Here is a 26,718-nt window from a genome sequence, read left to right as displayed (position 1 = left end):
ATTTTCCCCCTGGCTCGTTCCATGCAGGAATCCGGCCGCCTCGAGCACGGTGTGGCCGGACGCGAAATCTCCGATGGCAGCGATGTGCGTCCCGTTTCCCCCGGCACATGGCGCTGTCTGCCGCGGATTCTAGCCACTGCGCGGCAGAAGGCGAAAGTGGCAGCCGCGGATGCCCTGCCGGCCCGTTACACTTGGGCTTTGCCCTCCGATCCGGTTGCCATGCACCAGCCCTACATCGTCGACATCAACCCCGTCGCCTTCCATCTCGGCCCGATCCAGGTGCACTGGTATGGCCTGATGTACCTGCTCGGCTTCTTCTTCGTCGCCGTGCTGGGCGAGTACCGGCGGAGGCAGGGGCGCCTCCCGGTCAGCCGCGATGCGCTCGGCGACCTGCTGTTCTACGGCATGCTCGGCGTGATCGTGGGCGGACGCGTGTGGTACATGCTGTTCTACGCCGACATCAGCTGGATCTGGACCGCGCCGCAGACCCTGTTCAAGGTGTGGGACGGCGGCATGAGCTTCCACGGCGGCCTGCTCGGCGTGCTGGCGGCGGGCTGGTGGTGGTCGCGCCGGCAAAAGCTGCATTTCTTCGACACCATCGACTTCGTGGCGCCGCTTGTGCCGATCGGGTTGGGCCTCGGCCGCCTCGGCAATTTCATCAACGGTGAGCTGTGGGGCAAACCGGGTGATGTGCCGTGGGCGATGATCTTCCCGAACGCGCCCGACCGCCTGCCGCGGCACCCATCGCAGCTGTATGAGCTGCTGCTGGAGGGTGCGGTGATGTTCGTGGTGCTGTGGCTGGTTTCGCTGAAGCCGCGGCCGCGTTACCTGGTTTCCGGCCTGTTCGCGCTGATGTACGGCTGCTTCCGCTTCATGGTGGAGTTCGTGCGCGTGCCCGATCCGCAGCTCGGCTACCTGTTCGGCACCTCATGGGTGACGATGGGACAAATGCAGTCGCTGCCGCTGATCGCGGTCGGGCTGGTGCTGATCGCCATGTCGCGGCGCGCGCCGACCTTGCCGCTCGCCACCGCCTGACGCGCCTGCCTATACTTGCCGGATGCGCGCCTACCTCGACCTGCTCCGCCACGTCCTCGACCACGGCACCGAAAAGACCGACCGCACCGGCACCGGCACGCGCAGCGTGTTCGGCTGGCAGATGCGCTTCGACCTCAACGAAGGCTTTCCACTGGTTACCACCAAGAAACTGCACGTGAAGTCGATCGTGCACGAGCTGATCTGGTTCCTTCGTGGCGACACCAACATCGCCTACCTGAAGGAACACGGCGTGCACATCTGGGACGAGTGGGCCGACGCGAACGGCGACCTCGGCCCGGTCTACGGCAGGCAATGGCGTGCCTGGCCCACCGCCGACGGCGGCGCGGTCGACCAGATCGCCTGGGTGGTCGACGAGATCCGGCGCAACCCGGACTCGCGCCGGCTGATCGTCAGCGCATGGAACGTGGGCGAGCTGCCGAAGATGGCGCTGATGCCCTGCCACACGATGTTCCAGTTCTACGTGGCGGATGGAAAACTCAGCTGCCAGCTGTACCAGCGCTCCGGCGACATCTTCCTCGGCGTGCCATTCAACATCGCCAGCTATGCGCTGCTGACCCACTTGATCGCCCAGGTCTGCGGGCTGGGCGTGGGCGACTTCGTGCACACGCTGGGCGACGCCCACCTGTACAACAACCATCGGGAACAGGCGCGGCTGCAGCTGAGCCGCGAACCGCTGCCGTTGCCGCGGCTGCAACTCGCTCCAGCGGTGCGCTCGGTGTTCGATTTCCGCTACGAGGACATCGTGATCGAGGGCTACCAGTCGCATCCGGCGATCAAGGCCGCCGTCGCCGTGTAACGTGGCGCAGAAACATGCGCGAGCGCCGCGCCGTCGCCGCGGCCTGTTAAGATCCGACACAACTGGCGGCCCTTCGCAGGCGTGGGCCGTCTTGCAGATCTAAGCCTTCCAAGGATTCGCCATGGCCATTTCGCTGATTGCCGCACTCGACGAAAATTTCGCGATCGGCCGCAAGGGCCAGTTGCCCTGGCACCTGCCCGACGACTTGCGCTGGTTCAAGCAGCTGACCACCGGCAAGAACGTGCTGATGGGCTACCACACCGCGCTGTCGATCGGGCGTGCCTTGCCGGACCGGGTCAACATGGTGCTGACGCGCCGCCACGAGGCGCCGTTCCCGGGGCAGATCACCGTGCGCTCGATCGAGGAGGCGCAGGCCCGCTGCGACAACACCGGCCTGATCGTGATCGGCGGCGGCATGGTGTTCGCCGAAGCGTTGCCGCGCGCGCGCCGCATGTATCTCACCTGGGTGGGTGCCGCGATCGACGGCGCCGATGCGTTCTTCCCTGGCGTGCATTTCAGCGACTGGACCGAAGTCTCCCGTGTGCACCACAAGGCCGACGCCGAACACGCCTACGATTTCGACATGGTCGAATACCTGCGCAACAGCTGATGCCTGTGCCGGCGGCGCCGAAGCCGGCCATGCACGTGATGGCCGCGGTGATGCGCGACGCCTCGGGGCGCGTGCTGCTGGCGCAGCGGCCGCCCGGGAAGCACCTGGCCGGAATGTGGGAGTTCCCCGGCGGCAAGCTCGAACCCGGTGAAACACCGGTGGCGGCACTGGCGCGCGAGCTGAAGGAAGAGCTCGGCATCGCGCTGCTGCGCGCCGAGCCGCTGATCCGCGTGCCATGCCATGGCCACGGACGCGAGCTGCTGCTGGACGCCTGGCAGACCGGCCAGTGGGACGGCGAGCCGCGGTCGCTGGAAGGGCAGGCACTGCAGTGGCTGCCGCCGGAGCAGGTCGACCCGGCGATCCTGGCTCCGGCCGATCGCGCGATCCTGCACGCCGTGCGGTTGTCGGCGCGCTACGCGATCACCCCGGCCGATGTGCCGCCCGAGCAGGATGGCGCGTGGTTCGAACGGCTCCGCCAGGCGATCGGGCATGGCGGACAACTGGTGCAGTTGCGCCTGCCGCTGTGGCCGCGCGAGCGCGTACGCGAGTTGGCCGCCAGCCTGTTGCCGCTGGCCCGTCGGCAGGGCGTTTCCCTGCTGCTCAATGGCGACATCGACGGCGCGCGACTGCTGGGCGTCGGCGTGCATCTCAGGGAAACCCAGCTGGCGGCCCTGTCCGAACGCCCGCTGCCGTCGACCCAGCTGGTGGGCGCCAGCTGCCATGGCGCGGCTTCGCTGGCCCGCGCCGGGCAGATCGCCGATTTCGCCACGCTCTCGCCGGTGGCCGCCACCGGCACTCACCCGCAGACCCCGCCGCTGGGCTGGGCCGCGTTTGCCACCCTGGCCGAATCCGCCGCGCTGCCGGTCTATGCCCTTGGCGGGATGGCTCCGGCGGACATCGCCCAGGCCCGTGACCACCGTGCCCAGGGCGTTGCCGGCATCCGCGGCTTCTGGCCATAGCGGACCCGCCTGCACTACGGACCACTCGCTGGCAGATAGCGCGAGGTAACGCCGGTGAAGTCATAGGGCGGCCACCGCCCGCCAGCTCTTTCCGATCACTCGCCGAACGTTCTGCCCGGCGGACCATGGGGCTCATTGCCACCCCAACTGGCAGGATAGATGCCCTGCCGTACGCAACGATGAAAGCTCGAATACGGCCAATCGATCACGCGCTTCACGTGTCCGTGTTTCACCGGGTTGTAATGCGTGTAATCCATGTGCGCGGCGAAGTCAGCCTCGTCGCGAACCAGGTGCTCCCAGAAGCGAGGCTGCCAGAGGCCGGCATCGTGTCCCGCTGCGGACGTGTGTGCCCTGCCGCAGTGCCGGGTAAATCCGGCCTTGATTCTCCCCCAGCGCGTGGAGAAATCGGAATCGTCCACCGGCAGTGTCCAGATCGCATGCATGTGTTCGGGCAGGACTACCCAGGCAACGATCGAAAACGGCAGTTGCCGCCGCACCTCGGCGACACTTTGGCGCAGAACCTCCACGTTCGCGGCGGTAGCCAGCAGGGGGCGTCGTCGTGCCGTCACGACGGTGAAGAAGTAGGTCGCTCCCGCAACCCTTGCGCGGCGATAGTCCGGCATGTATCGATGCTGGCAAGCGGTGTCGCGGATCGTCTGTCCGGCATGGCCCCGTCGATGCCGGGTCCGTGGACGATGTAGCTGCGAGGCATGGCGGACAATGTCCGCCCTACGGGCAGGGTATTCGCGTTGCGTTTTGTTGCATGACGGACGGTGTCCGCCCTACGGGCAGATTATTCGTGTTGCGTTTTGTAGGGCGGGCACCGCCCGCCGCTCTCGTGCAAATCAAGGGCATGGCGGACGGTGTCCGCCCTACGGGAAGAGCGGTGGGTACGGCCCGCTTTACGCGGAGCGGTGGGAGGCGAGGTTCAGGTACCGTCGATGCAACTCGGCGACGGCGTGGTCCAGGGCGGATTCGTCGCCGCTGTTCTCGATCACGTCGTCGGCCAGCGCCAGGCGCTCGGTGCGGCTGGCCTGGTGGGCGAGCATGCGGCGGGCCAGGGCCTCGTCGATGCCGTCGCGGAGGGTCAGCCGGGCCAGCTGCAGCGATTCGGGGGCGTCGACCAGCAGCACGCGATCGACCCAGCGATAGTGTTCGATGTTCTCGGCCAGCAACGGGATCGCCAGCAGGCAGTACGGGCCGCGTTCGGCCAGCGCGCGCCGGTGCAGCCACTGGCGCACCAGCGGATGGATGATCGCCTCCAGCGTTTTCCGCGCCGCCGGATCGGCAAACACGCGCCGGCGCATCGCGGCGCGATCGAGTCGGCCGGTGCCATCCAGCACCCCGCTCCCGAACGCATCGACCACCGCGGCCAGCCCGGCGGTACCCGGCTCGATCACCTCGCGGGCGGCCACGTCGGCGTCGTGGACATGCACGCCCAGCGCCTCGAAGCGCCGCGCCACCGCGGTCTTGCCCGCGGCGACGCCGCCGGTCAGCGCGATCACCAGGGCATGCGGCCGCGCGCTCATCGCAGGCCGGTAAGTTGCATGTAGCCCTGCAGCAGGTCGGACCCGGCGACGAACCAGACCCAGCCGGCGGTGGCGATGAACGGGCCGAACGGCATGGGGATCTCGCGCTGATGCTTGCGCAGCGCGATCAGGGTGCCGCCGACCAGTGCGCCGATCAGCGACGACAGCAGGATCACCGGCAGCAGCGACATCGGCCCCATCCATGCGCCCAGCGCCGCTAGCAGCTTGAAGTCGCCATAGCCCATGCCTTCCTTGCCGGTAAGCAGCTTGAACGCCCAGTACACGCTCCACAGGCTCAGGTAGCCGATCGCCGCCGCGAGGATGGCCGCCGGCGCGGCGACGAACATCGGCAGCAGCGACAGCAGCAGGCCCAGCCACAGCAGCGGGTAGGTGAGCTGGTCCGGCAGCAGCTGGGTGCGGAAGTCGATGCCGGACAGCGCGATCAGCGTCCAGGTCAGCGCCAGCCCGGCCAGCGCGGCCCACGACGGGCCGAATCTCCACACGATCACCGCGCTCAGCACGCCGCTGAGCAGCTCCACCAGGGGGTACTGGATCGAGATCCTCGCCTGGCAGTAGCGGCAGCGCCCGCGCAGCAGCAGCCAGCCGAACAGCGGGATGTTGTCCAGCGCCGACAGCGGGTGCTTGCAGTGCGGGCAGTGCGACGGCTCGCGCACGATGCCCGGTGGCAGCGGCGCCGCGTCCGGCTCGAGTTCGAGCACGTCCCGTGCCTCCTGCCGCCAGCCCGCCGCGATGCGCTCGGGCAGTCGCAGGATCACCACGTTGAGGAAGCTGCCCACCAGCAGGCCGAGCACGCCGGCCAGGGCGATCCACAGGGCAAAGGGGAGTTCGGGCATGCGTCGGCCTTGTGTTTCAGGTGCCCCTCGGCAGGGGAAATAACGAGGCGGGCAGTGCCCGCCCTACGGAGCGCGACACCCGGTAGGGCGGGCACTGCCCGCCGGCTCCCGATCCGTTTTTGAGGTTGCGTCAGAACGTGCCGGCGAGCTTGAAGATCGGCAGGTACAGGGCCACCACCATGCCGCCGACCAGGGTGCCCAGCACGACCATGATGATCGGCTCGAGCAGGGTGGACAGGGTGTCGACCGCGTTGCTGACTTCTTCCTCGTAGAACTCGGCGACCTTGAACAGCATGTTGTCCAGTGCGCCGGACTCCTCGCCGATCGCGGTCATCTGCACCACCATGTTGGGGAACAGGTTGGTCTGCCTCATCGCCAGCTGCAGCTGGTGGCCGACCGCGATGTCCTCGCGCATCTGCTTGACCGCGTCGCCGTAGACCACGCTGCCGGTGGCACCGGCCACCGCGTCCAGCGCCTCGACCAGCGGCACGCCGGCGCGGAACGTCACGCCCAGCGTGCGGGCGAAGCGGGCGATCGCCGAGTTGCGCACGATGCCGCCCATCACCGGCATCTTCAGCGACATGCGGTCGAGGAAGTGGGCGAACTTCACCGAGCGCTTCTTGGCGATGACGATCGCGGCGATGCTGCCGCCGATGATGCCTATGACGACGAACCAGTAGCTCTGCATGAACTCCGAGGCGGTCACCAGCAACTGGGTGGGCGCGGGCAGCTGCGCGCCGGCGTCCTTGAAGGTCTTGGCGAATACCGGCACCACGAACAGCAGCATGATCAGGCAGACCAGGAACACCACCACCAGCACCATCGCCGGATAGAACAGCGCCTTCTTGATCTTCTTCTTGATCGCCTCGGTGCGCTCCTTGTAGGTCGCGACGGTGTCCAGCACCGTATCCAGCACGCCGGAGGCCTCGCCGGCCTTCACCAGGTTGCAGTACAGCTCGTCGAACTGCACGGGGTAGCGGCCCAGCGCCTCGTTCAGCGACGAACCGCCCTCGATGTTCTGCTTGACGTCGATGAGGACGTTCTTGAAGCGGACGTTCTTCTGGCCGTCGGCGATGATGTCGAAGGCCTGGATCATCGGCACGCCGGAGGCCATCATGGTGGCGATCTGGCGGCTGAAGATGGCTATGTCGCCGGGCTTGATCGTGCTGCCGGTGGCGCCGAACAGCGGCTTGGCGCGTTCGCGCACCGTCTGCGGGTTCATGCCCTGGCGGCGCAGCTCGGCCTTGACCAGGGTGGCGTTCTTCGCCGGCATGTCGCCCTTCATGCGCTTGCCACGCTTGTCCAGCGCGACCCACTCGTAGGTGGTCAGCTTGCTGACCTCGGCACGCTGGGCACCCAGCGAGCGCGCCTTGTCGATATTCGTGGTTGCGGTAGCCGTGGCCATGCGCATCTTCCCCCAGTGATCCAGTCCCGGAGCCGTCCTGTGCGGGCGGCAGACAGTATTTGTGCAGCTTATGCCATTTTTGCGGCGCCAAACCGTGGCGTCGGACGCAAGTTCGATGCAACGGCAGTCCCAGTTCCGCCGCTCATTCCTTGGTCACACGGTCGATTTCGGTCAGGCTGGTCAACCCCTGTTTCACCTTCAACAGGGCCGACGCGCGCAGGTCGTTCACCCCCGCGGCCCGGGCTGCCTCGGCGATCTGCAGGGTGTTGCCGCCCTGCAGGATGATCTTCTGGATCTCCTCCAGCATCGGCATTACCTGGTAGATGCCCACGCGGCCCTTGTAGCCCTCGTTGCAGCCGTCGCAGCCGACGGCCTCGTAGACGGTCAGCCCCGCATCGATGTCGGCCTGGGTGAAGCCGGCGGCCAGCAGCACCTGCGGCGGCAGCTCGATCGCCTTCTTGCAGTCGTGCAGGCGCCGCGCCAGGCGCTGGGCGATGATCAGGCTCACCGACGAGGTGATGTTGTACGGCGCGATGCCCATGTTCATCAGGCGCGAAATGGTTTGCGCCGCATCGTTGGTATGCAGGGTGGACAGCACCATGTGGCCGGTCTGCGCCGCCTTGATCGCGATCTCGGCGGTCTCCAGATCGCGGATCTCGCCGACCATGATCACGTCCGGGTCCTGGCGCAGGAACGAGCGCAGCGCGCTGGCGAAGGTCATGCCGCGCTTCACGTTCTGCTGCACCTGATTGATGCCCTCGACGCGGATTTCCACCGGATCCTCCACCGTGGAGATGTTGCGCTCGGCGGTGTTGAGCATGTTCAGGCCGGTGTACAGCGACACCGTCTTGCCCGAGCCGGTGGGGCCGGTGACCAGCACCATGCCGTACGGCTTGTGGATGGCGTCGACATAGAGCTTCTGCTGGTCCGGCTCGTAGCCGAGCTTCTCGATGCCGATCCGGGCCGAGGAGCCGTCCAGGATACGCATCACGATTTTTTCGCCGAACAGCGTGGGCAGCGTGCTCACGCGGAAGTCGACGGCGCGGGTCTTGGACAGGTTGAGCTTGATGCGGCCGTCCTGCGGCACGCGCTTCTCGGCGATGTCCAGCTGCGCCATAACCTTGATGCGCGAGGAGATGCGGTTGGCCATCTTCATCGGCGGGTTGGACACCGCCTTGAGGATGCCGTCCATGCGCAGACGCACCCGGTACTGCGTCTCGAACGGCTCGAAGTGGATGTCCGAGGCGCCGCGGCGGATCGCGTCGACCAGGATCTTGTTGACGAACTTCACGATCGGCGCGTCGTCGTTCGCGTTCGCGTCGACGCCGCTGCTCGATTCGCCGTCGCCGTCGCCGCCTTCGATATCCAGCTCGTCCAGCTCGCCGCCACCCATGTCGGGCATGGTGTTGCGCATGTTGTTGAGCAGGCTCTCGATCACCCGCTGCAGCGAGCCACGCTCCACCAGGATCGGCTCCACCATGCAGTTGGAGTGGAACTTGATCTCGTCCAGCGCATGCGACTGCATCGGGTCGGCGATGCCCACGAACAACCGCTTGCCGCGGCGGAACAGCGGCAGCGCCTGGTGCTTGGTGATCAGCGCCTCGCTGATCAGGTCCAGTGGCATCGTCGCCGGGTTCAGCGCCGCCACATCCATCATCGGCATGCCGAATTCGGCCGAGGCGATGCGCGCCAGCTCGGCGCCGTCCACCAGGTTGCGCTCCAGCAACCATGTCGTCAGGGTCGACTTGCTCTGATTGCTGTCGGCCATCGCCTTGCGCACGACGTCCTCGGGCATCACCCCCTCGGACACCAGCCGGCGTGCCATGCCCGACAAACCCGTGAGCGACGGTTGCAATTGAGATGACATAAACGACTCGATCTTGCCCCTGTATGTTGTTGAATCTACCGCAGTCCGACGCGCAGGTCATCCATTCGCTGCGGGCAACGCCACACGGCTTGACGCAGTGCACAAGGTGATCAGGAGGCTGCGGGCCCCGGACGCACTCCAGGTAGACGGGAAAGCCCGGCCGCAGTGGCTCTGGCGTCTCCCCTTCCGCGCAGGGGAGGTTGGTGATCATAGGGAGCCTTTCAAAGATGCTCCTCCCGCGGTGTGCCACAACACGCCGCCAAAACCACAACTCCTGCCTCAACCTCCACCCAGCCTTCACGCTATGATCGCCCTTCATCCGGGGGAGCCACCTGTTGAACCGCCTGAGCATCATCCTGCCCGCCAAGAACGAGGCGCCCGCGTTGGCCGTACTGCTGCCGCGCCTGCGTGCTGCACATCCCGCGGCCGAGATCATCGTGGTCGACGACGGCTCCACCGACGACACTCGCGATATCTGCGAGGCCAGCGGCATCCGGTGCCTGTCCTCGCCGTACTCGATGGGCAACGGCGCGGCGATCAAGCGTGGCGCCCGTGCCGCCGCCGGCGACATCCTGGTATTCATGGACGGCGACGGCCAGCACGACCCGGCCGACGTCGCCCGCCTGCTGGCGAAACTCGAGCAGGGCTACGACATGGTGGTCGGCGCCCGTGACTGGGGCAGCCAGGCCGGGGTGGGCCGCGGCCTCGCCAACACCCTGTACAACTGGCTGGCCACCCGCATGACCGGCCACCCGGTACTGGACCTGACCTCAGGCTTCCGCGCCGTGCGCGCGGACAAGTTCCGCGAATTCCTGCACCTGCTGCCGAACGGCTTCAGCTATCCCACCACCAGCACCATGGCCTTCTTCCGCAGCGCCTACCCGGTGGCCTATATCCCGATCAAGGCCGCCCAGCGCGTCGGCAAGAGCCACATCAGGCCTCTGCGCGACGGCGTGCGCTTTTTGCTGATCATCTTCAAGATCGCCACGCTGTATTCGCCGCTGAAGTTGTTTGTGCCGGCGAGCGGGCTGTTTTTCCTGCTTGGCTGCGCCAACTATGCCTGGACGTTTGCCAGCGAAGGGCGCCTGACCAACGGCAGTACGTTGATGTGGAGCGCAGCGGTGATCGTGTTCCTGATCGGGCTGGTGTCGGAGCAGATCACCGCGCTGACGTACCGACGTGATGCCTGACTCGCAAAGGCTGCGCATCCTGCTGGTGACCCGCAATCTGCCGCCGCTGGTCGGTGGGATGGAGCGGCTCAACTGGCACATGGCCGATGAGCTGTCCAAGACAGCGGATGTGCGCGTGATCGGCCCGTCGGGCTCCGCCGCCATGGCTCCCGCGGGAGTCACTGTGCGCGAGGCACGGTTGCAGCCACTGTGGAAGTTCCTGTGGCAGGCTGGGGTGCTGGCACGACGCGAAGCGCGGGCGTGGAAGCCCGACATCGTGCTAGCCGGCAGTGGCCTCACCGCACCCATTGCACGATCCACTGCACGGCTGTGCGGGGCAAAGACCTGCGTGTACGTACATGGCCTCGACGTGGCGGTGAGGAATGCTGTCTACCGCACCATCTGGCTGCGCGCAATTCGCGGTGCTGATCGCGTCATCGCAAACAGTCACGCCACGGCCGAGCTCTGTCGCAGCGTCGGAGTCGACCCCGCGCGCATCGGCATCGTGCATCCCGGGGTCGATTTGCCCGCCGAGGCTGCCGACCGGATCCAGCAGGGACCGGAACCGTCATCCCGGCGGGAGCCTGGATCCGGCGCCTTTGCATCCGGCTCCGTTGTGCCTGGGGGTGCGGCCCAGTTTCGCCAGGCGCACCGTCTGGGCGATCGCCCTCTGCTGCTGTCGGTCGGCCGCCTGTCCACCCGGAAGGGACTGCGAGAGTTCGTCAGTCATGCCTTGCCACGCATCATTGCCGCGCGATCGGGGGCATTGCTGCTGGTCGTAGGCGACGCGCCCAGGCAGGCGCTGCACGCCGAAGCACAAACACCCGAATCCATCCGGGTCGCGGCCGAAGCGGCAGGCGTCGGCGAGCATCTGCTGTTCCTCGGCGTCATCACCGACTATGCCGAGCTCGGCGCGATCTACCGTGCGTCCGACGTGCACGTCTTCCCGGTACGCCATATCCTTGGCGATCCCGAAGGCTTCGGCATGGTGGCGGTCGAGGCTGCCGCGCATGGCTTGCCCAGCGTGGCGTTCGCCACCGGCGGCATCGTCGATGCAGTGGCCGAAGGCCGCTCCGGGCATCTGGTGCCCCCTGGCGACTATGCGGCCCTGGCCGATGCGGCCATCGCCGCCCTGACCGAGCGCGAAAGCCTGAGATCGTCGTGCATCGAGTTTGCGCGCCGATTTGCGTGGCCGGAGTTCGGGATGCGACTCCAGCGCCATCTGCACTCCCTGATCTCAGTCACCCCTACGTCCAACTCGCCATGACTGCACCACCATTACAACGTCTGCCCCACGTTGCGCTCGATCTGGCTTCGCGCAGGCGGAAAGCGCTGAAGATTGAGCGCTTGCTGAATCTGGCCAGTCGTCGTCGGCCGCTGCACATGCTGGAAATCGGCACTGGCTCCGGCGGCATCGCCCACTACTTCGGCACCCACCCGCGGCTGCAGTGCGAGGTGACCGCGGTTGACGTCTCCGACAATCGTCTCGTGCACGAAGGCTACAGTTATCGGCAGGTGCAGGGCGTGGAGCTGCCATTTGACGACGCCAGCTTCGATGTCGTCATCAGCAACCATGTGATCGAGCACGTCGGTGATGCCAAGGCGCAGGCGCTTCATCTTGCTGAGATCCGTCGCGTGATGAAGCCCAGCGGTGATGGTTATCTCGCTGTACCCAATCGCTGGATGCTCACCGAGCCTCATTACGGCCTGATGTTCCTGAGTTGGTGGCCGCACAGCTGGCGCACACCTTACCTGCGCCTGATGCGCAAGGGCGAGTTCTACGATTGCGAACCGCTCGAAAAGCACCAGCTTGAATGCATGCTGGGTGATGCCGGGCTCGGCTACCGCAACCTGTGCCTTGAGGCCTTGCGTGAAACGGTTGCCACCGAACGGTCGCAGGCGATGGTCGCGCGCTGGCTTGGCATGGTGCCGGATGGGGTGCTGAAGCCGCTGCGGGGTCTCATTCCGACCCTGATCTATCGGCTTGATCGGCGGTGATTGCGACAGCCTTGTAATCTCAGTGGCGGGGTGTGGAGGAGAGCAGGTCCTCCAGCTTGAGTGCAACGTCCTCCCAAGAAAGAGGACACGGGTACTTTGTACGTGGGGTGGCCAGCAAGGCCAGCATGCGCTCGGCGAAGGCTTCAGGATCGCCTAGGGGGGCGAGGTGTTCGGTTTGCTCGCCCAGCATCCACCGAACCGCGCCGGTGGCCGTGGCGACCACCGGAATGGTGCAGGCCATTGCCTCGCAGAGCTTTGCCGGATAGCTGTAGTGGCCAAAGCGGGTGTCGGCGGTGACCACGCAGGCAAGGTCGAGGGCATTGAGGAGTATGGGCAGTTGCGCGTCGGGCAGGTAGCCGGTGGCAGTTACCCCGGGTTCGTCCAACACCTCGCGCGGTGGCCGGCCACTCAGTAGGAGTTGCAGGTCGGGGCGCGCGGCACGTGCGCGACGGAACGCGCCGATCAAGAGCGAGGAGCCGCGGCTGGCGGACCAACTGCCCACATAACCAGCATAAATGGCCTGTATCGGCAGGCCGAGTGCCTGCCGGCAGGCGGCCTTGTCGAGCGGTACGAACTCGGGATCGGCGGCCATTGGCAGCACCGCCGCAGGCTGGCTGGATCGGCGGTGCGACTGCAGCCGTTCTGCCAGTTGCGGTCCGGCCGCCGTCACCAAGTCAGCGCTGCGCACTGCCCGGCGCCACAGCCAGTGCAACGGAAGGTTCCACGGCATGTACGCTTCGAAGTTGTCGTAGGCATCGATCATCAGCCGTGAACCGACCCTGGGTGCTAGGCGCTGCGCCAGCAAGCCGAACCAGGCATCCGAACAACCAACGATCCAATTAGGACGAAAGGATTCCGCCTCTTGCTGCAATTGCGCGAGCAACGCGGGCAAGCCAAGCGTGCGAATGTCGCGACTGAACCAGTGCACGCCGTCACGTTTCAGGTCGATGGATGGCAGGCTGCGATGGCTGCAGAGTGTGACACGCACCTCATGGCCACGCGCTGCCAGCAGTGTGGGGAGGAAATGAAAGCGCCCGTAAGGACGCTCAATGAGGTCGCGTTGTTGTGGGTGACGTTTGGCTAGAAAGAGAACGCGCATGGGTTGGGTGCGGGGAGCTCAAGCGTGGCGTTATGTATCCTGCGAATTTAACAAGGAGCAGGCGAACAAGGCGACCCATTCCCGGCAATCGTGTCGACAATACTGGTATCTGCAGGTTGCTACTAGGCCATAACGCGCCGTATAGCTAAACTACGCACCGCATCGAGGGTGACGTGGGGGCGTCGAGGCGCCAGAATAATGACGCACATCAAACTTTCCATATGTATCGCCACCCGGAATCGTGCTGATTATATTGGTGAGACACTTCGCAGTATCGTGGGGCAGGCGACGGATGCAGTCGAAATCGTCGTCCTCGACGGCGCTTCGACAGATGCCACGCCAGAAGTCGTCGCTGAACTCCGAACCACGTTTCCGCGCCTGCGATATGTGCGCAAGGAAAGGAACGGTGGTGTTGACTGCGACTACGATGCGGCCGTTGTCGAAGCCCAGGGCGTGTACTGCTGGTTGATGTCGGACGATGACCTACTCAAACCCGGTGCGATCGCCCGCGTGCTCGATGCGATCGATCAGGGCTACAGCCTGGTCGTTGTAAACGCCGAACTTCGCAGCCTGGACCTCAGCGAGCTTATCGACGCCAGTCGTCTTCAGTTCGGCGCCGATCGCACTTACAGGGCCAATGAGTTTGACCGGCTCTTTGATGAAACCTCTGCCTACCTCAGTTATATAGGCGCGGTGGTGATCCGCCACGATGTCTGGATGGCGCGTGAGCGCGAACCGTTCTTCGGTTCCTACTTTATCCACGAAGGCGTGATCTTCCAGCACCAGTTGCCTGGGTCGTCGTTTGTGATTGCCGAACCGCTTATCTCCATACGCTTCGGCAATACGCAGTGGCGTCCAAAAGAATTCGAGATACGCATGATCCGCTGGCCGGCTCTGATAGCGTCGTTGGCGGGGGTGTCGGAAGATGTACGCCATCGTCGTTACCCAGTCGAGCCGTGGCGCAGCTTCAAAAGCCTGTTCTTCTATCGCGCGAAGGGTACTTACGATCTTGGCGAGTACCGACGTTGGGTGCGTCCGCGTGTTCACAAGTTGCGTGACCGCGCACGTGCCTTCGCGATAGCCTGCTTCCCCGGGATGCTTGCGAACCTCATCGGTCTGCTGTTTTGCCGTTTACCATACCGGGATTCCAACGTTCACCTGCTCGACATGAAGGCGAGTAGGTTCTTCTATCGCAATTGGTTCAAGAAAGCCCCGGGGAAACCATGACGAGCAATGGCACCAACGATTCGATCCACGAAATCCAGCAGTGCCGCGTCAGCGGTAGCCGTCACCTCGTGTCGGTGCTCAACCTCGGCGAGCAGTACCTGACCGGCGTTTTCCCGCGCACACCTTCGCAGCCGGTGACCTGCGGCCCGCTTGAACTGGTCTGGTGCCCTGACAGCGGGCTGCTGCAACTCAAGCACTCCTACAGTCTGGCCGAGATGTACGGGGATAACTATGGCTACCGCTCTGGCCTGAATTCGTCGATGGTCGAGCACCTTGCCCAGAAGGTACGTGGGCTGGAACGACGACAGCCGCTCACGGCGGGTGACTGGGTTCTGGACATCGGCAGCAACGATGGCACCCTGCTGAAGGCGTATTCGATTGCTGGCATCCGCCGCGTAGGCATGGATCCCACCGCGCACAAGTTTCGGGAGTACTACCCTTCCGATATCGAGGTCGTGACGGAATTTTTCTCCGGCTCGCGCTTTCTTGAGGCTTCGGGCGGGCATCGCGCGAAGATCATCACCTCGATCGCGATGTTCTACGATCTTGAGGACCCGAACGCTTTCGTTCACGACATCGCGCAGGCGCTCGCGCCCGACGGTCTGTGGCATTTCGAGCAGAGCTACATGCCCTCGATGTTGCGCACCAACGCTTATGACACCGTCTGCCACGAGCACCTGGAGTATTACTCGTTGCGCGTGATCCGGGACTTGCTCGCCAGGCATGGGTTGCGCATCACAAACGTGCAGATGAATAGCGTCAACGGTGGTAGTGTCGCCGTCACTGCCTGCCACGACAAAGCCACCATTTCAGGCGACCGTTCGATTGTCGAGTGGATGCTGCAGCAGGAGGAAAACTGGGGGCTGAGCACCACCAAGCCCTATCGCCATTTCGAGGAGCGGGTGTTCAAGCACCGCGCCGATCTGCAGCGTCTCATCCAGTCGCTGGTTGCCGACGGCAAACGCATCCTCGGCTACGGTGCCTCGACGAAGGGCAACGTACTGCTGCAGTTCTGCAAGCTGGGACCGGAGTTGATCCCGGCGATTGCCGAAGTGAATCCGGAGAAGTTCGGCGCCTACACGCCGGGCACCCACATCCCAATCATCTCCGAGCAGGAGGCGCACGCGATGCGGCCGGACTATTTCCTCGTGCTTCCCTGGCATTTCAAGTCGACCATCGTGCAGCGCGAAGCGAAGTACCTGGCCTCGGGCGGCAAGCTCATCTTTCCGCTGCCGGAAATCGAGATCGTAGGCGACTGATGCCGCGGGCACTCATCATTGGTCATCGCGGCCAGGATGGGCGCATCCTGTGGGATCAGCTCACCAGACGCGGATTCTCGCTCGTCGGCGTATCGCGGCACGCGGTTGAAGTCTGCAATGCTGATAAGTACGACCCCGTCGACGTTGCCGACCTCGCCTCGGTCAGGCGATTGGTGGAACGTTTCCGCCCGCAGCAGGTGTATTACCTGGCAGCTCACCACCATAGTTCGCAGGAGCCTGGTACTAACGAAGCGGACATCTGGCGGGATAGCTGGCGCGTGCATGTGGAGGGGTTTGGCAACGTGCTCGAGGCCGTGTACGGTTTCTGTTCGGAGGCTCGTGTTTTCTACGCCTCGTCCTCGCGCGTGTTCGGAGAGGCGGCGACGAGGCCGCAGAACGAACGTACGTCGATGCGTCCGACTTGCATCTATGGCGTGACGAAGGCTTCAGGAATGCTTTTGGCCGACTACTATCGCCGCGTCCGTGGCTTGTTCGTCGCCTGCGGCATCCTGTTCAACCACGAATCGCCGCTGCGCGGACCGCAGTTCGTCACTCAACGCGTCGTGGATGGGCTTGTCGCGTTGAAGAAAGGCGTGCTCCCATCTTTTGAGATAGGCAGCCTCGACGCGCGCGTGGACTGGGGTTACGCACCGGACTATACACGCGCTATGTGGATGATCCTTGAAGCGCGGAAGCCGCAGGACTTCGTTGTGGCGTCGGGCCGCACCTATAGCGTCAGAGATTTAGTGGAGACGGCTGCGCAGTGCCTGGGTATCGACTGGCAAGGGCATGTGGTGGAAACCTCCTCGATCCTGCAGCGCCATGCGCAGGAGTTATGTGGCGACACGACTCGATTGCGAGAAGCGACTGGGTGGTGCCCGAGTGTGGATTTTCGCGGGATGGTCGCGATCCTCGTCGATGGGGCATTGGCCAGATTCGAGGGACGTACCCGGGCTACCGATTCTCGATGAACTGGATATCGGGAAGGGCGGTGGGCATAGGACCTGATTCGCAGACTGTGCGCGCCAGATTCAGTACTTTCTCGCAAAGATGTCGGTCATGATGCGTTTGCGAAACCACAGGATTGGCAGTGCGTTCGTGATACTCCAAGTCGCTGCGGTGACCCATGGAAGCCACTCGACACCCAGATTCGGGATCGTCCAAACCTTGCACGCAAAGCACAAGATAGCGAAGGTCGAGGCGGTGATCACCTGAAAACGCATCACGCTGGCAGCGTTGAGGAAGGTCGCCAGTGCGGTACCGGCTGCCTCCAGCACACTCCAGATGGCGAAGCCGACCAGCATCGGCGTGGCGACCGCCAGCGCCCGGTGCACCCAGAAACCGGTGATCCAGTCGAAACCGATGACAATCAGTGATCCCACGACGCCGGCAATGCATACCGCTATCACCATCGAATGCCGCAACGTACGTGTGGCCCACGCATGGTGTCCGGCCGCTAGCGCGTGCCGGTAGGCGGGCCAGAGCGGAGCCCACACCAGGCTCAGGCTGAGTGGGATGACTGAGAACAGGCGCTGCACGATCGCGTAGACGCCCGCTTGCGTTGGATCACGCAGGGCCGAGATCAGCGGCAGATCGGCCGAGAAAGCCATTGCCGCCGCCAGCTGCATCACGAAGAACAGGACGCCTTCACGATGGATGCTCTTGGCGATGTCGAGCTGTCTCGGCAGGCTGGCGGGGACCTGCAGGGCCGGGTCGCGCCGTAGGGAAATAGTATTGCAGGCCGAGGCCAGCAGGGGCGCGCCCACCGCGGCCAAGGTCAGCACCGGCAGCGAGCCACCGGCTAGCGCCAGGACGACTACTGAGACGAGAGCGAACAGCTGACCGGCCGCTTGCCAGCGGAAGGCGCGTTCCCCACGTCCCAATCCCAGCTGTACGCGGTTGGCAAGGTTCAGCGGCACTGCAACCACGATCGAGAAAAGTACCGCGGCCGAGGCCAGGCGGGAGTGCCCGGCCGTCTCCGCAGGCAGGCCGAGCAGGCGATGCCACGGCACAAGTGGCAGCACCACCAGCACGGCGAGGGCGAGCCAGGCGGAAACCTTCGCCAAAGTGCGCCGGCCTTCACGCAGAATAATTGCCACTTCCGCGGATGCGCCGCGCGCGTGCGCCGCGGCGACTAGGTTCATGGTGCCGTTGCCGAAACCGAAATCCAGAAAGCCGGCAAAATATACCAGCGATACCAACGTCACCCAGGCACCGAACTCCATCGGGCCGAGGTCGCGGAGTACGAAGGGTACGGCGACGAACAGGTTCGCCGCCGATGCCATTTTTGCCACCAGCGACCATGCAGCGGTATTGGCGATGCTGCGCCCGCGATGGCCCATCAGGGAGGGCAGTCGCGGGATGACCAGCTTGCGCTGCGGTGCCGCGTCTGCCATCAAAACGGCTCACTCTGGCCGGTTGCGACGTTGACTACCGGCATCCCGCGGATCGAGGCTTGGCGCTGCTCGAAAGAGAGGAAGTCGAGCCGATTCGAGCGGTCGCGGCTCTCACGGTAATTGGGCTGTACGAAGGCGCGCGTAACCGGCACTTCAAGAATGTCGTCACCGAGCAGATCCCGGCGCACGAAGTAGGCATTGTTGCCCGCGCTGTTGCTTCCAATCAACGCATATCCCTTGAGCCTGGCTAGGTGTGCGAGCGCACCCAGCGAAGCGCCGGCGTACTGGCCTGAATAGTGCGCGGCGAAGCGATGGAAGTCGGGTGAGTAAGGAACTGTAATCGCACGCTCGTCGCCGAAAACGGCGTTGTATTCCATGACAACGATACCGGGCGAGATGCACTTCACCGCGTCCCACAACCAGTAGTCGTTGCCGTCGATGTCGATGTGCAGGAGTCCTACCGGTTCGCTTCCCGCCCATTCGGCGATCAGCGCGTCGACATTCTCACGGGTTACGAAGCGCGGCTGTGCGGTCAGGTTGTAGCGCCAGAACCACCGACGTGCGCGCAGTCGTTCGATGTTGGCGGGCGAGCCGTCCATAACGAAGCCGGACCAGTTGCGATGGACCATCAGGAAGCGCGTGTTGGATTCGGAGTAATCCTCCACCCCGAACTCGACAAAGCGCTTCGGCAGTGACGGCAGCCGGGCCACCAGCCACTGGATGATGCCGTCGTCACCGAACTGCGAGTGGACTCGGAATTCCACCTCGTGCAGCGAGGCGATCCGACGCTTTTCCGCGAAACGATCAGCCAACATCGTCCCGATCAGTTCGCGGGTGCGCTCGTGCGCTTCGGTACCCTGTACCCAATCGCGAATCCGGCGGTAGAGGACGGTAACCGCGCTGCTGCTCATGGCGCGGTCCTTTCGACAGGATCATGCTGCGCTGCGAGAAAGGCAGCATAAGTTCCCGCGATGCCTGGTTGAAGGCGGGTGCGAGCCGACCAGCCCATCGCCTCGAGCCGCGAGATGTCGAGCCGCTTGCGGGGCGTACCATCCGGCCGCGAGGGATCAAATTCCAGCCTGCCGCGGAAGCCGACCGCGTCGGCGATCAGGCGCGCGAGCTCGGCGATGCTGACCTCGTCACCTGATCCGACGTTGACGATTTCCTCTCTGCTGTAGCTTCGCATCAGGAGCATCGCCGCGTCGGCGAGGTCGTCCACGTGCATGAACTCGCGCAGTGGCTGACCGGTGCCCCATATCGCGACCGCTTCGTCGCCGCGCAGCTTGGCTTCGTGAAAGCGGCGAATCAAGCCAGGTAGCACGTGGGAGTCTTGCGGGTCGAAGTTGTCGTTGGGACCGTAGAGGTTCGTGGGCATCGCGCAGATCGCGTCGAAGGCGTACTGGCGACGGTAGGCTTGGCAGGTTTTCACGCCAGCGATCTTGGCGATCGCGTACCACTCGTTGGTCGGCTCCAGCGGGCTGGTCAACAGATATTCCTCTTTGATTGGCTGCCGACAGTCGCGGGGGTAGATACAGGACGAGCCGAGGAACAGCAGCTTTTTCGCGCCGTTTTTCCACGCGCTGTGGATCACGTTGGTCTGGATCGCGAGGTTGTTGCGCAGGAATTCGGCGGGGTAGGTGTTGTTGGCGTGGATGCCACCCACCCTGGCAGCCGCCAGGAAAACGTACTCGGGGCGCTCGACGGCAAAGAAGTCCTCGACGGCGCGCTGGTCGATCAGATCGAGCTCCTGCCTGGTGCGGAGGACGAGGTTGTCGAAGCCTTCGGCCTTTAGCCGGCGGATGATGGCCGAACCCACCATGCCGCGATGGCCGGCGACGTAGATCTTGGATGAAGTATGCATCGGGTTCATTCGTGGTGCTGCGCGACCCGAAAACCGGATTGCTCGATCAAGGCATCACGTCGCGTGAGGGATAGATCCGATGCCATCATTTCGCGCACGAGATCATCGAAGCTGGTCCGGGCAATCCAATCGAGCTTTTCGCGCGCCTTGCTCGGGTTGCCCAGCAGCGTATCCACCTCGGCCGGGCGATGGTAGCGCGGATCGATGGCGACGATGCGTTGACCGGCTTTCGTTGCAGAACCGGCAGGTGCGTGGGCAACGATCGCCTGTTCGCCGATGCCGCTGCCGACCCATTCAAGAGCCATGCCCAGTTCGCGTGCGGCGCAGTTGACGAATTCACGCACGGAGTGCTGTTCACCGGTGGCAATCACATAGTCCTCGGCCTGTGGTTGTTGCAGCATCAACCACTGTGCTTCCACGTAATCCCGTGCGTGCCCCCAGTCACGGCGGGCATCGAGATTACCCAGGTACAGGCAGTCCTGCAGGCCGAGATGAATACGCGCCAGTCCGCGCGTGATCTTGCGGGTAACAAAGGTCTCGCCGCGTACCGGTGATTCGTGGTTGAACAGGATGCCATTGCAGGCATACAGACCGTATGCCTCACGGTAATTGACCGCAATCCAGTACGCGTACAGTTTTGCGACGCCGTAGGGCGAGCGTGGATGGAAAGGAGTGCGTTCTGTCTGCGGCGTTTCCGCAACCAGACCGTAGAGCTCTGAGGTCGATGCCTGGTAAAAGCGCGTGCCGCCTTCCAGGCCGAGGATGCGGATGGCTTCCAGCAGGCGCAGCGTACCAAGGGCATCGGCGTTGGCCGTGTATTCGGGGGTCTCGAACGAGACTTGCACATGGCTCTGCGCACCGAGGTTATAGATTTCGTCGGGGCGTACCTGCTGGACAATGCGGATCAGGTTGGTCGAGTCGGTCAGGTCACCGTAGTGCAGCACCAACCTCCGATCCGGTGTGTGGGGATCCTGGTAGAGGTGATCAATCCGTTCCGTATTGAACGAAGACGCGCGGCGCTTGATGCCATGCACCTCGTAGCCTTTGGCCAAGAGAAATTCGGCCAGATAGGCCCCATCCTGCCCGGTGATGCCGGAAATGAGAGCACGCTTTCTGCTGACCTGTAGCATGGGGTATGGGATCCTGTCGGGCTGAGCTGCTTGATGATGGTATCGCGCAGGCAATCGCGTGTGTTCAGTGGGGGCAACCCGCCCCGGAGGGGTGGCAAGTATGCAGCGCCTGCATGCTGTCGATGGATTTGCGCAGGACGACTAGATCCGCGTCCAAACTGCCGCCGATGTTCATTGCGGCCAGCTTCTGGTACTCGGCCATTGCATCGGAGATGTTGCCGAGCGCGAGTTGCATGCGAATTTGCGTGACGCGGTAGGCTGGTTCACGCGGAGCAGCATGTATGGCATCGCGAGTCATGTCCAAACCGAGTTGCCTGTCGTCCAGTACGTTCCACGCATAATCACCATAGGTGGCCAACAGCCGGGCACTGGGGTGCGGATGCGTCAGTGCTGCAAGAAAGGCCTCGACCATGCGTCGTCTGGGCAAGTCACAGCGTCCCTCGTGGGCACATTGTGTCAACGCCCCCAGCGAGCTTTCGTCCTGCACGCCAGGTTTACGAACCTTGAGCTTGGCGATCATGCTCTCCCACCATGCGTCCTTGGCCGGCAAATTCATGCGCGCATTCATGAAAATCAGCGCCTGCTCCGGAAGGATCGAGGAGTTCGGCAGTGCGGCCGCTTTTTCCAGCGGCACGTAGGCCAGCCGGGTGAACGGCGAGGCCGGGTCGTAGTGCGAGTAGATAATGTAGGTGCGGCCCAGTTCGTACTGGGCGCGCGGCGACTGCGGCGCGCGCGCGGCGAGGTCTTCCGCCAGGCTGAGCGGGCTGCTCCACGCCGAGGCGGTGAGTGCCGTCAGGGTGGTCCAGCAGAGCATCAATCCGGCCAGCAATGCATATCGCGGCAACGGCAGCAGGGAGGCTCGTGGTACTGCAAGCAGCGGCACGATCGCCAGCAGCAGGCCGAAGCTCGCGAAATAGTTGCGGTGCTCGTAGATCAGCTCCAGCGGCAGGATGGTGGCGGTGAGCAACTGGCAACCAAGGAAGAGTGCGATGCCGAGCGCCGCCAGCGGCTTGCGCCGACGCAGCCACAGCGCCAGCGCGACCAGCGCGCTGAGCAGGACGATGCTGGCCAGCGTGCTCCAGGGCGCCAGCAGCCCGGACGAGACCCGGAAGTCGTCGTGATAGAACGACAGTGAGCTCGGCGTGGGCAGCAGGGTCCATGCGATGTAGTCGAGGACGATCCGTGCCTCGCTGAGCAGGCGGGTACCCATGGTGAAGTCGCGCGTGGCCCAGACTTCCGGCCTCAGCAGGCCCGGCAGCAACCAGGCCAGCCCCGCGACCATGGGCAGGACGAGCACCAGCAGGAACAGGCCGATCACGCGCAGGTCGGCACGCGGCGACCGTGCTGCGTCGTGCAGTGCCTGCACCGACCTGCCGAAACGGAACAGCGCCCATTCGACCAGGAGCGCATACAGGGGAAGCATCACCGCGGTTTCCTTGGCGAGGATGCCAAGGGCCGTCGGCACCACGATGCTGGCCGCGCACAGGACGAGGCCCCCCCATCCCGCCCTGTCTGCAGGCCCCGTATGGTGGGCGAGCATGCGGCGTCGGCCGGCCACGTAGCCGAGCAACCCTGTCAGCACGAACAGGTTGGCCATGCTTTCCATGCGCTGCACCACGTACAGCACGGCGGTGAGGTTGATCGGCAGCAGCATCCAGCCGGCGGCGATCAGTGCGGCAACGAGGGAAGCGCGCCTATGCCCGCCGGCGGGATCGGACCGCAGCAGCGCCAGCGAGAGCAGATACACCAGCCAGCCATTCATCAGATGGAGCAGCAGGTTGACCAGCTTCATCCAGTACGGATCGAGCCCGGTCGCGAGGTAGTTGGCGGCGAAGCTCAGCGAAGCCAGCGGGCGCTTGAAATCGCTGGCCGGTGAGGAAAGCGCGGCGCCGACCAGCGAGGGGAGCGTGGCATCGTGGGGCTGTACCCCCTTGTTGTCGACGATGTTGGGGTAATCGTCGAACAGGAACCCGCCGGACAACCCCGGCCAGTAGACGGCCAGGGTGATGGCGAAGGCGGCAAGCAGCGCCAGGAGGCGCCACGGCGAGCGGCGAAGAAAGTCCATCAATCTGGGGCGCCCGGTTGGGAGGTATGGCTGGAAGTATTCCCGGAGCCAGCCATGGCGTCGAGCGTGAGCTGGCGGCGCAGGTGATCCAGCTCATGCGGCCAGTAGTGCTGCCGCTCAAGCACCCAGGCGTGCAGCCACGGCATGCCGAAGCCGGGCTTCATAGCCTCCCCGCTGACTCTCTCGTAGCGGTCGAGCAGGCGCAGACCGTGTGACGGATAGCCGGCTGCACCCAGGGTTGCTGCGGCCTGCAGGGCCATGCCGGGGCGCACCTGCAGGTCGAGTGCACGGGTGAAATCGGCCAGGGCCGCATCCGGTTGCTTCCGGGCGAGGGCGATCCTGCCGCGCAGGTAGGTCAGGTCCTGCTGAGGCCCGGCAGCAGACAGTTTCGGATTCTTCAAACCGGTGTCGATCAACTCCTGCAGGCCTTGCGCGGTCAACCCGGGGCATTCTCCGGAAATCGCCACGGGCAGCATGCGCTCGAACCAGTTGGCGAACAGGGTGCCGGTATTCGGCGTGCCCTGCATGGCAACTTGCGCAGCGGCGAGGTCGGCGGCCGTGATGCCGCCGGTCATGCAGTGCGCGCCGATCAGATTGAAGGTGAGCTGCACTTGGTCCGGCTGGTGCGCGATCAGTTTTTCCAGGCGCCGGATGGCTGCTTGCGACTGCCCGGCCTGCATCTCGATCTGCGCGGCATTGGTCTGGGCACGCGCCGAATCGGGATTGATCCTGGCCCACAGCAGGGCCTGGCTGTGCACGTTGCCCCACAGCTCGGCGCGGGCGTGGGTCATCCAGGCCAGGCCCAGCGGCAGAGCCAGCATCAGGGCGTACTTGAACAGGCGCAGCTTGCGCGCATCGGCCAGCCACAGGCCCAGCGGCCAGAACATCAGCAAGGCGGGCAGGTAGTTGCGGTGCTCGAAATAGAGCTCCAGCGGGATCGAGGTGGATTCCAGCAGCTGGCCGGCGAAGTAGAACAGTATTGCCAGCGCCAGTGCGGGATGTCGACGGCGCTGCCAGCAGGCCAGTCCGATCAGGCCAAACACCACCAGCATGGCGGGCACGGTGGTGGCGGGCTGCAGCCACGAGGTCGAGGCGACGTACTGGTCGTTGAACAGTCCGCTGGAGAACGGACGCGGCAGCCACAGCAATTGCAGGTAGTCCAGCAGCACGCGCGGTTCGGTAAGCAGGCGCTGGCCGACACTCCAGGGGCGAAAGCCCACCGGGCCGCCGTCAAGCACACCTAGGAGCCCGGTGCGGAACAGATAACCGAGGATGGCGACGGCTGGAACGATGCCGAATGCAAACAGCGCGAAACGATGTGCCTGTCGCGGTGCGCCGTCGGGTATGGTATGCCGTGGCGCGAGCAGGATCATCTCGATCAGCAAGGCGAACAGCGGTAGCAGGGCGCCGTTGGCCTTGGCCAGCACCCCCAGCGCGGCGAACCCTGCCAGGCCCAGCACGCTCCAGCTCAGGCCTGTCGCGGTTCTGCCTTGGGTCAACAGCTGGCGGCCATGCAGCCAGAGCAGCAGGCCGACGATGGTGCAGGTGGCAGGCAGCATGGCCTCGCGCTGCACTATGTATAGCGTGGTAGAGACCAGCAATGGATGCAGCAGCCAGATTGCGGTTCCCAGCAGGGCGGCTGTCCGGCTGCGCCGATCATCGTGGCCCAGCAGGCGGCCCAGTCGTGCCAGCAAGGCGTAGAGCAGCACCCCGTTGACCAGGTGCAGGATCAGGTTGGTGCGCTTGAACGGAAATGGATCCGCGGGCCAGTCGTGTGCGTCGAGCAGGAACGTCAGCAGTGTCAGCGGGCGGCCAGTGGGATCGGCAGTACCTGAAGTGATGTAACGCCAGAATACTGGCCAGTTGTCTATTGGGCCGGACGCCCCCAATGCAGGCAGGTTGGCAAAATCGTCGAACAGAAAGCTCCCATGCAAGCCGGGAGAATAGCCAGACCAAACCAATCCCATGCATAGCAATAGAAGCAGGAACATTATTGGGGAATGATGGCGCATCGTGCCTTCCGAAAAAAGGAAGGGCCGCACAGGCGGCCCTTCGGATGATTCATGGCAGCGAGGATATTACGGGCGGCACGAAGTCGGCAGGTACTTCTGTGCGACCGTCGAACTGTTGCAGGTCCACTTGATCGAGCCGGTCTGGGTGATGGGCGAAAGCACGAACGTGTTTTTACCAGACGCAGTAATCGCGGTATTTGCCTGGTTGCCAAACGTCGCGGTGATGATGCCGGTGGTACCCACGAGAACGTTGTTGACGTACTTGCCGTTGATCGATGCGGCCGTTGCCAAACCAGCGGACGTATTGTTGGTAGGCATGCGCCCCGTGTTGCTGTAGAACTCCGCCACGGCGGTCTTGGCGCCATCGGTCAACACGGCACCTTCAGACACCTGCGTGCGAACCAGATAGTCCTGGTAGGCCGGGATGGCGATCGCGGCGAGGATAGCAATGATCGCGACCACGATCATCAGTTCGATCAGGGTGAAGCCCTTCTGCATCTTCTTCATGGTGGTTCCTCTGTTTTGGTTAGCTAACCGTGTGATGCCCCCTGAGCCCCAGTCCCTATTCCCCCTAGGCGGGATCGGACCCCATCTGCATGGCCGGAACGACCAGGAAGCTCGCGGCAAAGTCAAGCAGCATATATGCCACGTTTGCCGCAGGTATATTCCCTCACATCCGTAGGCGCTTGGATTGTGCCCGCCGTCACGGAAGGTCGCAAGCAGTGCCGCTGATACCGTCCGAACTTGGAAAATGTGACCCGCATGCCGTGTTGACCTGGCATGTCACAGCCAGGCCAAAAGTGACGTTGAGTGTCAGTCTTGGCGTGCTACTGCGTCATGCCGACTACGCTCCGCGCTTACTTACTTACGGCAGGAGGTGGGCAAATAATGCGGATTCAGCGTACTGGCCGTACAGGACCACGTAATGCTACCGGCATGGGTGGTCGGCGATAGCAGCAGGTAGAGGCTGTTTCCGCTGATGTGGGCGTTGGCCTTTGGTGCCTGATAGAGCACCTTCACGGCTCCCCCCGTAACGTCCACACTGGATACGTAGCTGCCGGTGATCGACTTGTTCGTGGACATGCCGGCGGATTGGTTGTTGGAGGGAAATCGGCCCGTATTGGAGACAAAGTCCCACACTGCAGCCTTGGCGCCGCTCGCCAGGCTCATGCCTTCGGTGACCTGTGCGCGGATGAGGTAGTCCTGGTACGCCGGAATGGCAATGGCGGCCAGGATCGCGATGATCGCTACGACGATCATCAATTCGATCAAGGTGAAACCGGCGGAAATGCGCTGGCGCAACATGGTGGACTCCCCCTGTGAGTGCACCGGGACAGGCACGTTTTGTACCAATGGCGCGCAAAAACTTGTCGCCGGGTATCAAAAAGGTGGTGGAGGGCCGGATGGCTGCCGGTAATGCGATGGA

At 64.2% G+C, this 26,718-nt stretch carries 24 protein-coding genes; 10 read left to right on the top strand and 14 right to left on the bottom strand.

Annotated features, from left to right (window positions below; all coding sequences use genetic code 11):
* Positions 1-219: 219 nt before the first annotated feature.
* The 4 genes from lgt to DEO45_RS13325 all read left to right on the top strand — a co-directional run bounded on the left by lgt (position 220) and on the right by DEO45_RS13325 (position 3,421).
* Complete coding sequence (lgt, locus tag DEO45_RS13340; protein WP_114344531.1) at positions 220-1,035, top strand: prolipoprotein diacylglyceryl transferase; 816 nt, start codon at positions 220-222, stop codon at positions 1,033-1,035.
* 22 nt (positions 1,036-1,057) lie between these two features.
* The gene (locus DEO45_RS13335) at positions 1,058-1,852 is read left to right on the top strand and encodes a thymidylate synthase (RefSeq protein ID WP_114344529.1); all 795 of its coding nucleotides are present in this window, start codon (positions 1,058-1,060) and stop codon (positions 1,850-1,852) included.
* Between the two features lie 121 nt (positions 1,853-1,973).
* Positions 1,974-2,462, top strand: a complete 489-nt coding sequence (locus DEO45_RS13330) for a dihydrofolate reductase (protein ID WP_114344526.1) — start codon at positions 1,974-1,976, stop codon at positions 2,460-2,462.
* A gap of 29 nt (positions 2,463-2,491) precedes the next feature.
* Positions 2,492-3,421 (top strand): Nudix family hydrolase, encoded by a 930-nt coding sequence (locus tag DEO45_RS13325; RefSeq protein ID WP_114344832.1) that lies wholly within the window; start codon positions 2,492-2,494, stop codon positions 3,419-3,421.
* A 95-nt stretch (positions 3,422-3,516) separates the two neighbouring features.
* Here DEO45_RS13325 and DEO45_RS13320 read toward each other — a convergent pair whose 3' ends face one another.
* The 5 genes from DEO45_RS13320 to pilB all read right to left on the bottom strand — a co-directional run bounded on the left by DEO45_RS13320 (position 3,517) and on the right by pilB (position 9,076).
* Positions 3,517-4,044: an REP-associated tyrosine transposase gene (locus DEO45_RS13320; protein WP_114344523.1), complete on the bottom strand. Its 528-nt coding sequence runs from the start codon at positions 4,042-4,044 to the stop codon at positions 3,517-3,519.
* 279 nt (positions 4,045-4,323) lie between these two features.
* Complete coding sequence (coaE, locus tag DEO45_RS13315; protein WP_114344521.1) at positions 4,324-4,950, bottom strand: dephospho-CoA kinase; 627 nt, start codon at positions 4,948-4,950, stop codon at positions 4,324-4,326.
* Positions 4,947-5,804 carry a prepilin peptidase gene (locus DEO45_RS13310; protein WP_114344518.1) on the bottom strand — a complete coding sequence of 286 codons (858 nt, stop codon included), beginning with the start codon at positions 5,802-5,804 and terminating at the stop codon, positions 4,947-4,949. Before DEO45_RS13310 ends, coaE begins: the two co-directional genes overlap by 4 nt.
* Positions 5,805-5,934: 130 nt before the next feature.
* Positions 5,935-7,209 carry a type II secretion system F family protein gene (locus DEO45_RS13305; protein ID WP_114344515.1) on the bottom strand — a complete coding sequence of 425 codons (1,275 nt, stop codon included), beginning with the start codon at positions 7,207-7,209 and terminating at the stop codon, positions 5,935-5,937.
* Positions 7,210-7,351: 142 nt separating this feature from the next.
* Complete coding sequence (gene pilB / locus DEO45_RS13300; protein ID WP_114344513.1) at positions 7,352-9,076, bottom strand: type IV-A pilus assembly ATPase PilB; 1,725 nt, start codon at positions 9,074-9,076, stop codon at positions 7,352-7,354.
* A gap of 335 nt (positions 9,077-9,411) precedes the next feature.
* Between pilB and DEO45_RS13295 the strand changes: the two genes are divergently transcribed.
* Genes DEO45_RS13295 through DEO45_RS13285 form a run of 3 tightly spaced genes read left to right on the top strand, consistent with a single transcriptional unit; the run spans position 9,412 to position 12,243 of the window.
* Positions 9,412-10,266: a glycosyltransferase family 2 protein gene (locus tag DEO45_RS13295; RefSeq protein WP_114344511.1), complete on the top strand. Its 855-nt coding sequence runs from the start codon at positions 9,412-9,414 to the stop codon at positions 10,264-10,266.
* Positions 10,259-11,512, top strand: coding sequence for a glycosyltransferase family 4 protein (locus DEO45_RS13290; RefSeq protein ID WP_114344509.1), 1,254 nt, complete (start codon positions 10,259-10,261; stop codon positions 11,510-11,512). The genes DEO45_RS13295 and DEO45_RS13290 overlap by 8 nt, the downstream gene beginning before the upstream one ends.
* Entirely contained in the window at positions 11,509-12,243 is a 735-nt protein-coding gene (locus tag DEO45_RS13285) for a class I SAM-dependent methyltransferase (RefSeq protein ID WP_114344507.1), read from the top strand. Before DEO45_RS13290 ends, DEO45_RS13285 begins: the two co-directional genes overlap by 4 nt.
* A 19-nt stretch (positions 12,244-12,262) precedes the next feature.
* Here the strand turns inward: DEO45_RS13285 and DEO45_RS13280 are convergent, their stop codons facing one another.
* The gene (locus tag DEO45_RS13280; protein ID WP_223250869.1) at positions 12,263-13,342 is read right to left on the bottom strand and encodes a glycosyltransferase; all 1,080 of its coding nucleotides are present in this window, start codon (positions 13,340-13,342) and stop codon (positions 12,263-12,265) included.
* Between the two features lie 198 nt (positions 13,343-13,540).
* Here DEO45_RS13280 and DEO45_RS13275 point away from each other — a divergent pair, with 198 nt between their 5' ends.
* Genes DEO45_RS13275 through DEO45_RS13265 form a run of 3 tightly spaced genes read left to right on the top strand, consistent with a single transcriptional unit; the run spans position 13,541 to position 16,799 of the window.
* On the top strand, positions 13,541-14,569 hold the full coding sequence (locus tag DEO45_RS13275) for a glycosyltransferase family 2 protein (protein WP_114344504.1): 1,029 nt from the start codon (positions 13,541-13,543) through the stop codon (positions 14,567-14,569).
* On the top strand, positions 14,566-15,828 hold the full coding sequence (locus DEO45_RS13270; protein WP_114344502.1) for a class I SAM-dependent methyltransferase: 1,263 nt from the start codon (positions 14,566-14,568) through the stop codon (positions 15,826-15,828). The genes DEO45_RS13275 and DEO45_RS13270 overlap by 4 nt, the downstream gene beginning before the upstream one ends.
* The gene (locus DEO45_RS13265) at positions 15,828-16,799 is read left to right on the top strand and encodes a GDP-mannose 4,6-dehydratase (RefSeq protein ID WP_114344500.1); all 972 of its coding nucleotides are present in this window, start codon (positions 15,828-15,830) and stop codon (positions 16,797-16,799) included. The genes DEO45_RS13270 and DEO45_RS13265 overlap by 1 nt, the downstream gene beginning before the upstream one ends.
* 60 nt (positions 16,800-16,859) lie before the next feature.
* Here the strand turns inward: DEO45_RS13265 and DEO45_RS13260 are convergent, their stop codons facing one another.
* From DEO45_RS13260 to DEO45_RS13225, 8 genes are all read right to left on the bottom strand, one after another.
* The gene (locus DEO45_RS13260) at positions 16,860-18,224 is read right to left on the bottom strand and encodes a lipopolysaccharide biosynthesis protein (protein ID WP_114344498.1); all 1,365 of its coding nucleotides are present in this window, start codon (positions 18,222-18,224) and stop codon (positions 16,860-16,862) included.
* Positions 18,224-19,135 (bottom strand): hypothetical protein, encoded by a 912-nt coding sequence (locus DEO45_RS13255; protein WP_114344496.1) that lies wholly within the window; start codon positions 19,133-19,135, stop codon positions 18,224-18,226. Before DEO45_RS13255 ends, DEO45_RS13260 begins: the two co-directional genes overlap by 1 nt.
* Entirely contained in the window at positions 19,132-20,094 is a 963-nt protein-coding gene (locus DEO45_RS13250) for a GDP-L-fucose synthase family protein (protein ID WP_428992448.1), read from the bottom strand. The genes DEO45_RS13255 and DEO45_RS13250 overlap by 4 nt, the downstream gene beginning before the upstream one ends.
* On the bottom strand, positions 20,091-21,215 hold the full coding sequence (gmd, locus tag DEO45_RS13245) for a GDP-mannose 4,6-dehydratase (protein WP_114344494.1): 1,125 nt from the start codon (positions 21,213-21,215) through the stop codon (positions 20,091-20,093). The genes DEO45_RS13250 and gmd overlap by 4 nt, the downstream gene beginning before the upstream one ends.
* A 64-nt stretch (positions 21,216-21,279) precedes the next feature.
* Positions 21,280-23,280 (bottom strand): hypothetical protein, encoded by a 2,001-nt coding sequence (locus DEO45_RS13240; RefSeq protein ID WP_114344491.1) that lies wholly within the window; start codon positions 23,278-23,280, stop codon positions 21,280-21,282.
* Positions 23,280-25,214 (bottom strand): tetratricopeptide repeat protein, encoded by a 1,935-nt coding sequence (locus DEO45_RS13235; protein ID WP_223250868.1) that lies wholly within the window; start codon positions 25,212-25,214, stop codon positions 23,280-23,282. Before DEO45_RS13235 ends, DEO45_RS13240 begins: the two co-directional genes overlap by 1 nt.
* A 144-nt stretch (positions 25,215-25,358) precedes the next feature.
* Positions 25,359-25,799 (bottom strand): pilin, encoded by a 441-nt coding sequence (locus tag DEO45_RS13230; RefSeq protein WP_114344487.1) that lies wholly within the window; start codon positions 25,797-25,799, stop codon positions 25,359-25,361.
* A gap of 354 nt (positions 25,800-26,153) precedes the next feature.
* Entirely contained in the window at positions 26,154-26,597 is a 444-nt protein-coding gene (locus DEO45_RS13225; protein ID WP_114344826.1) for a pilin, read from the bottom strand.
* Positions 26,598-26,718 lie beyond the last annotated feature (121 nt).

Source organism: Rhodanobacter denitrificans (assembly GCF_003335105.1).
GTDB lineage: Bacteria > Pseudomonadota > Gammaproteobacteria > Xanthomonadales > Rhodanobacteraceae > Rhodanobacter > Rhodanobacter denitrificans_A.
Note: the sequence above shows the minus strand (reverse complement) of the source record. Positions and strands in the feature narration are given on the sequence as shown.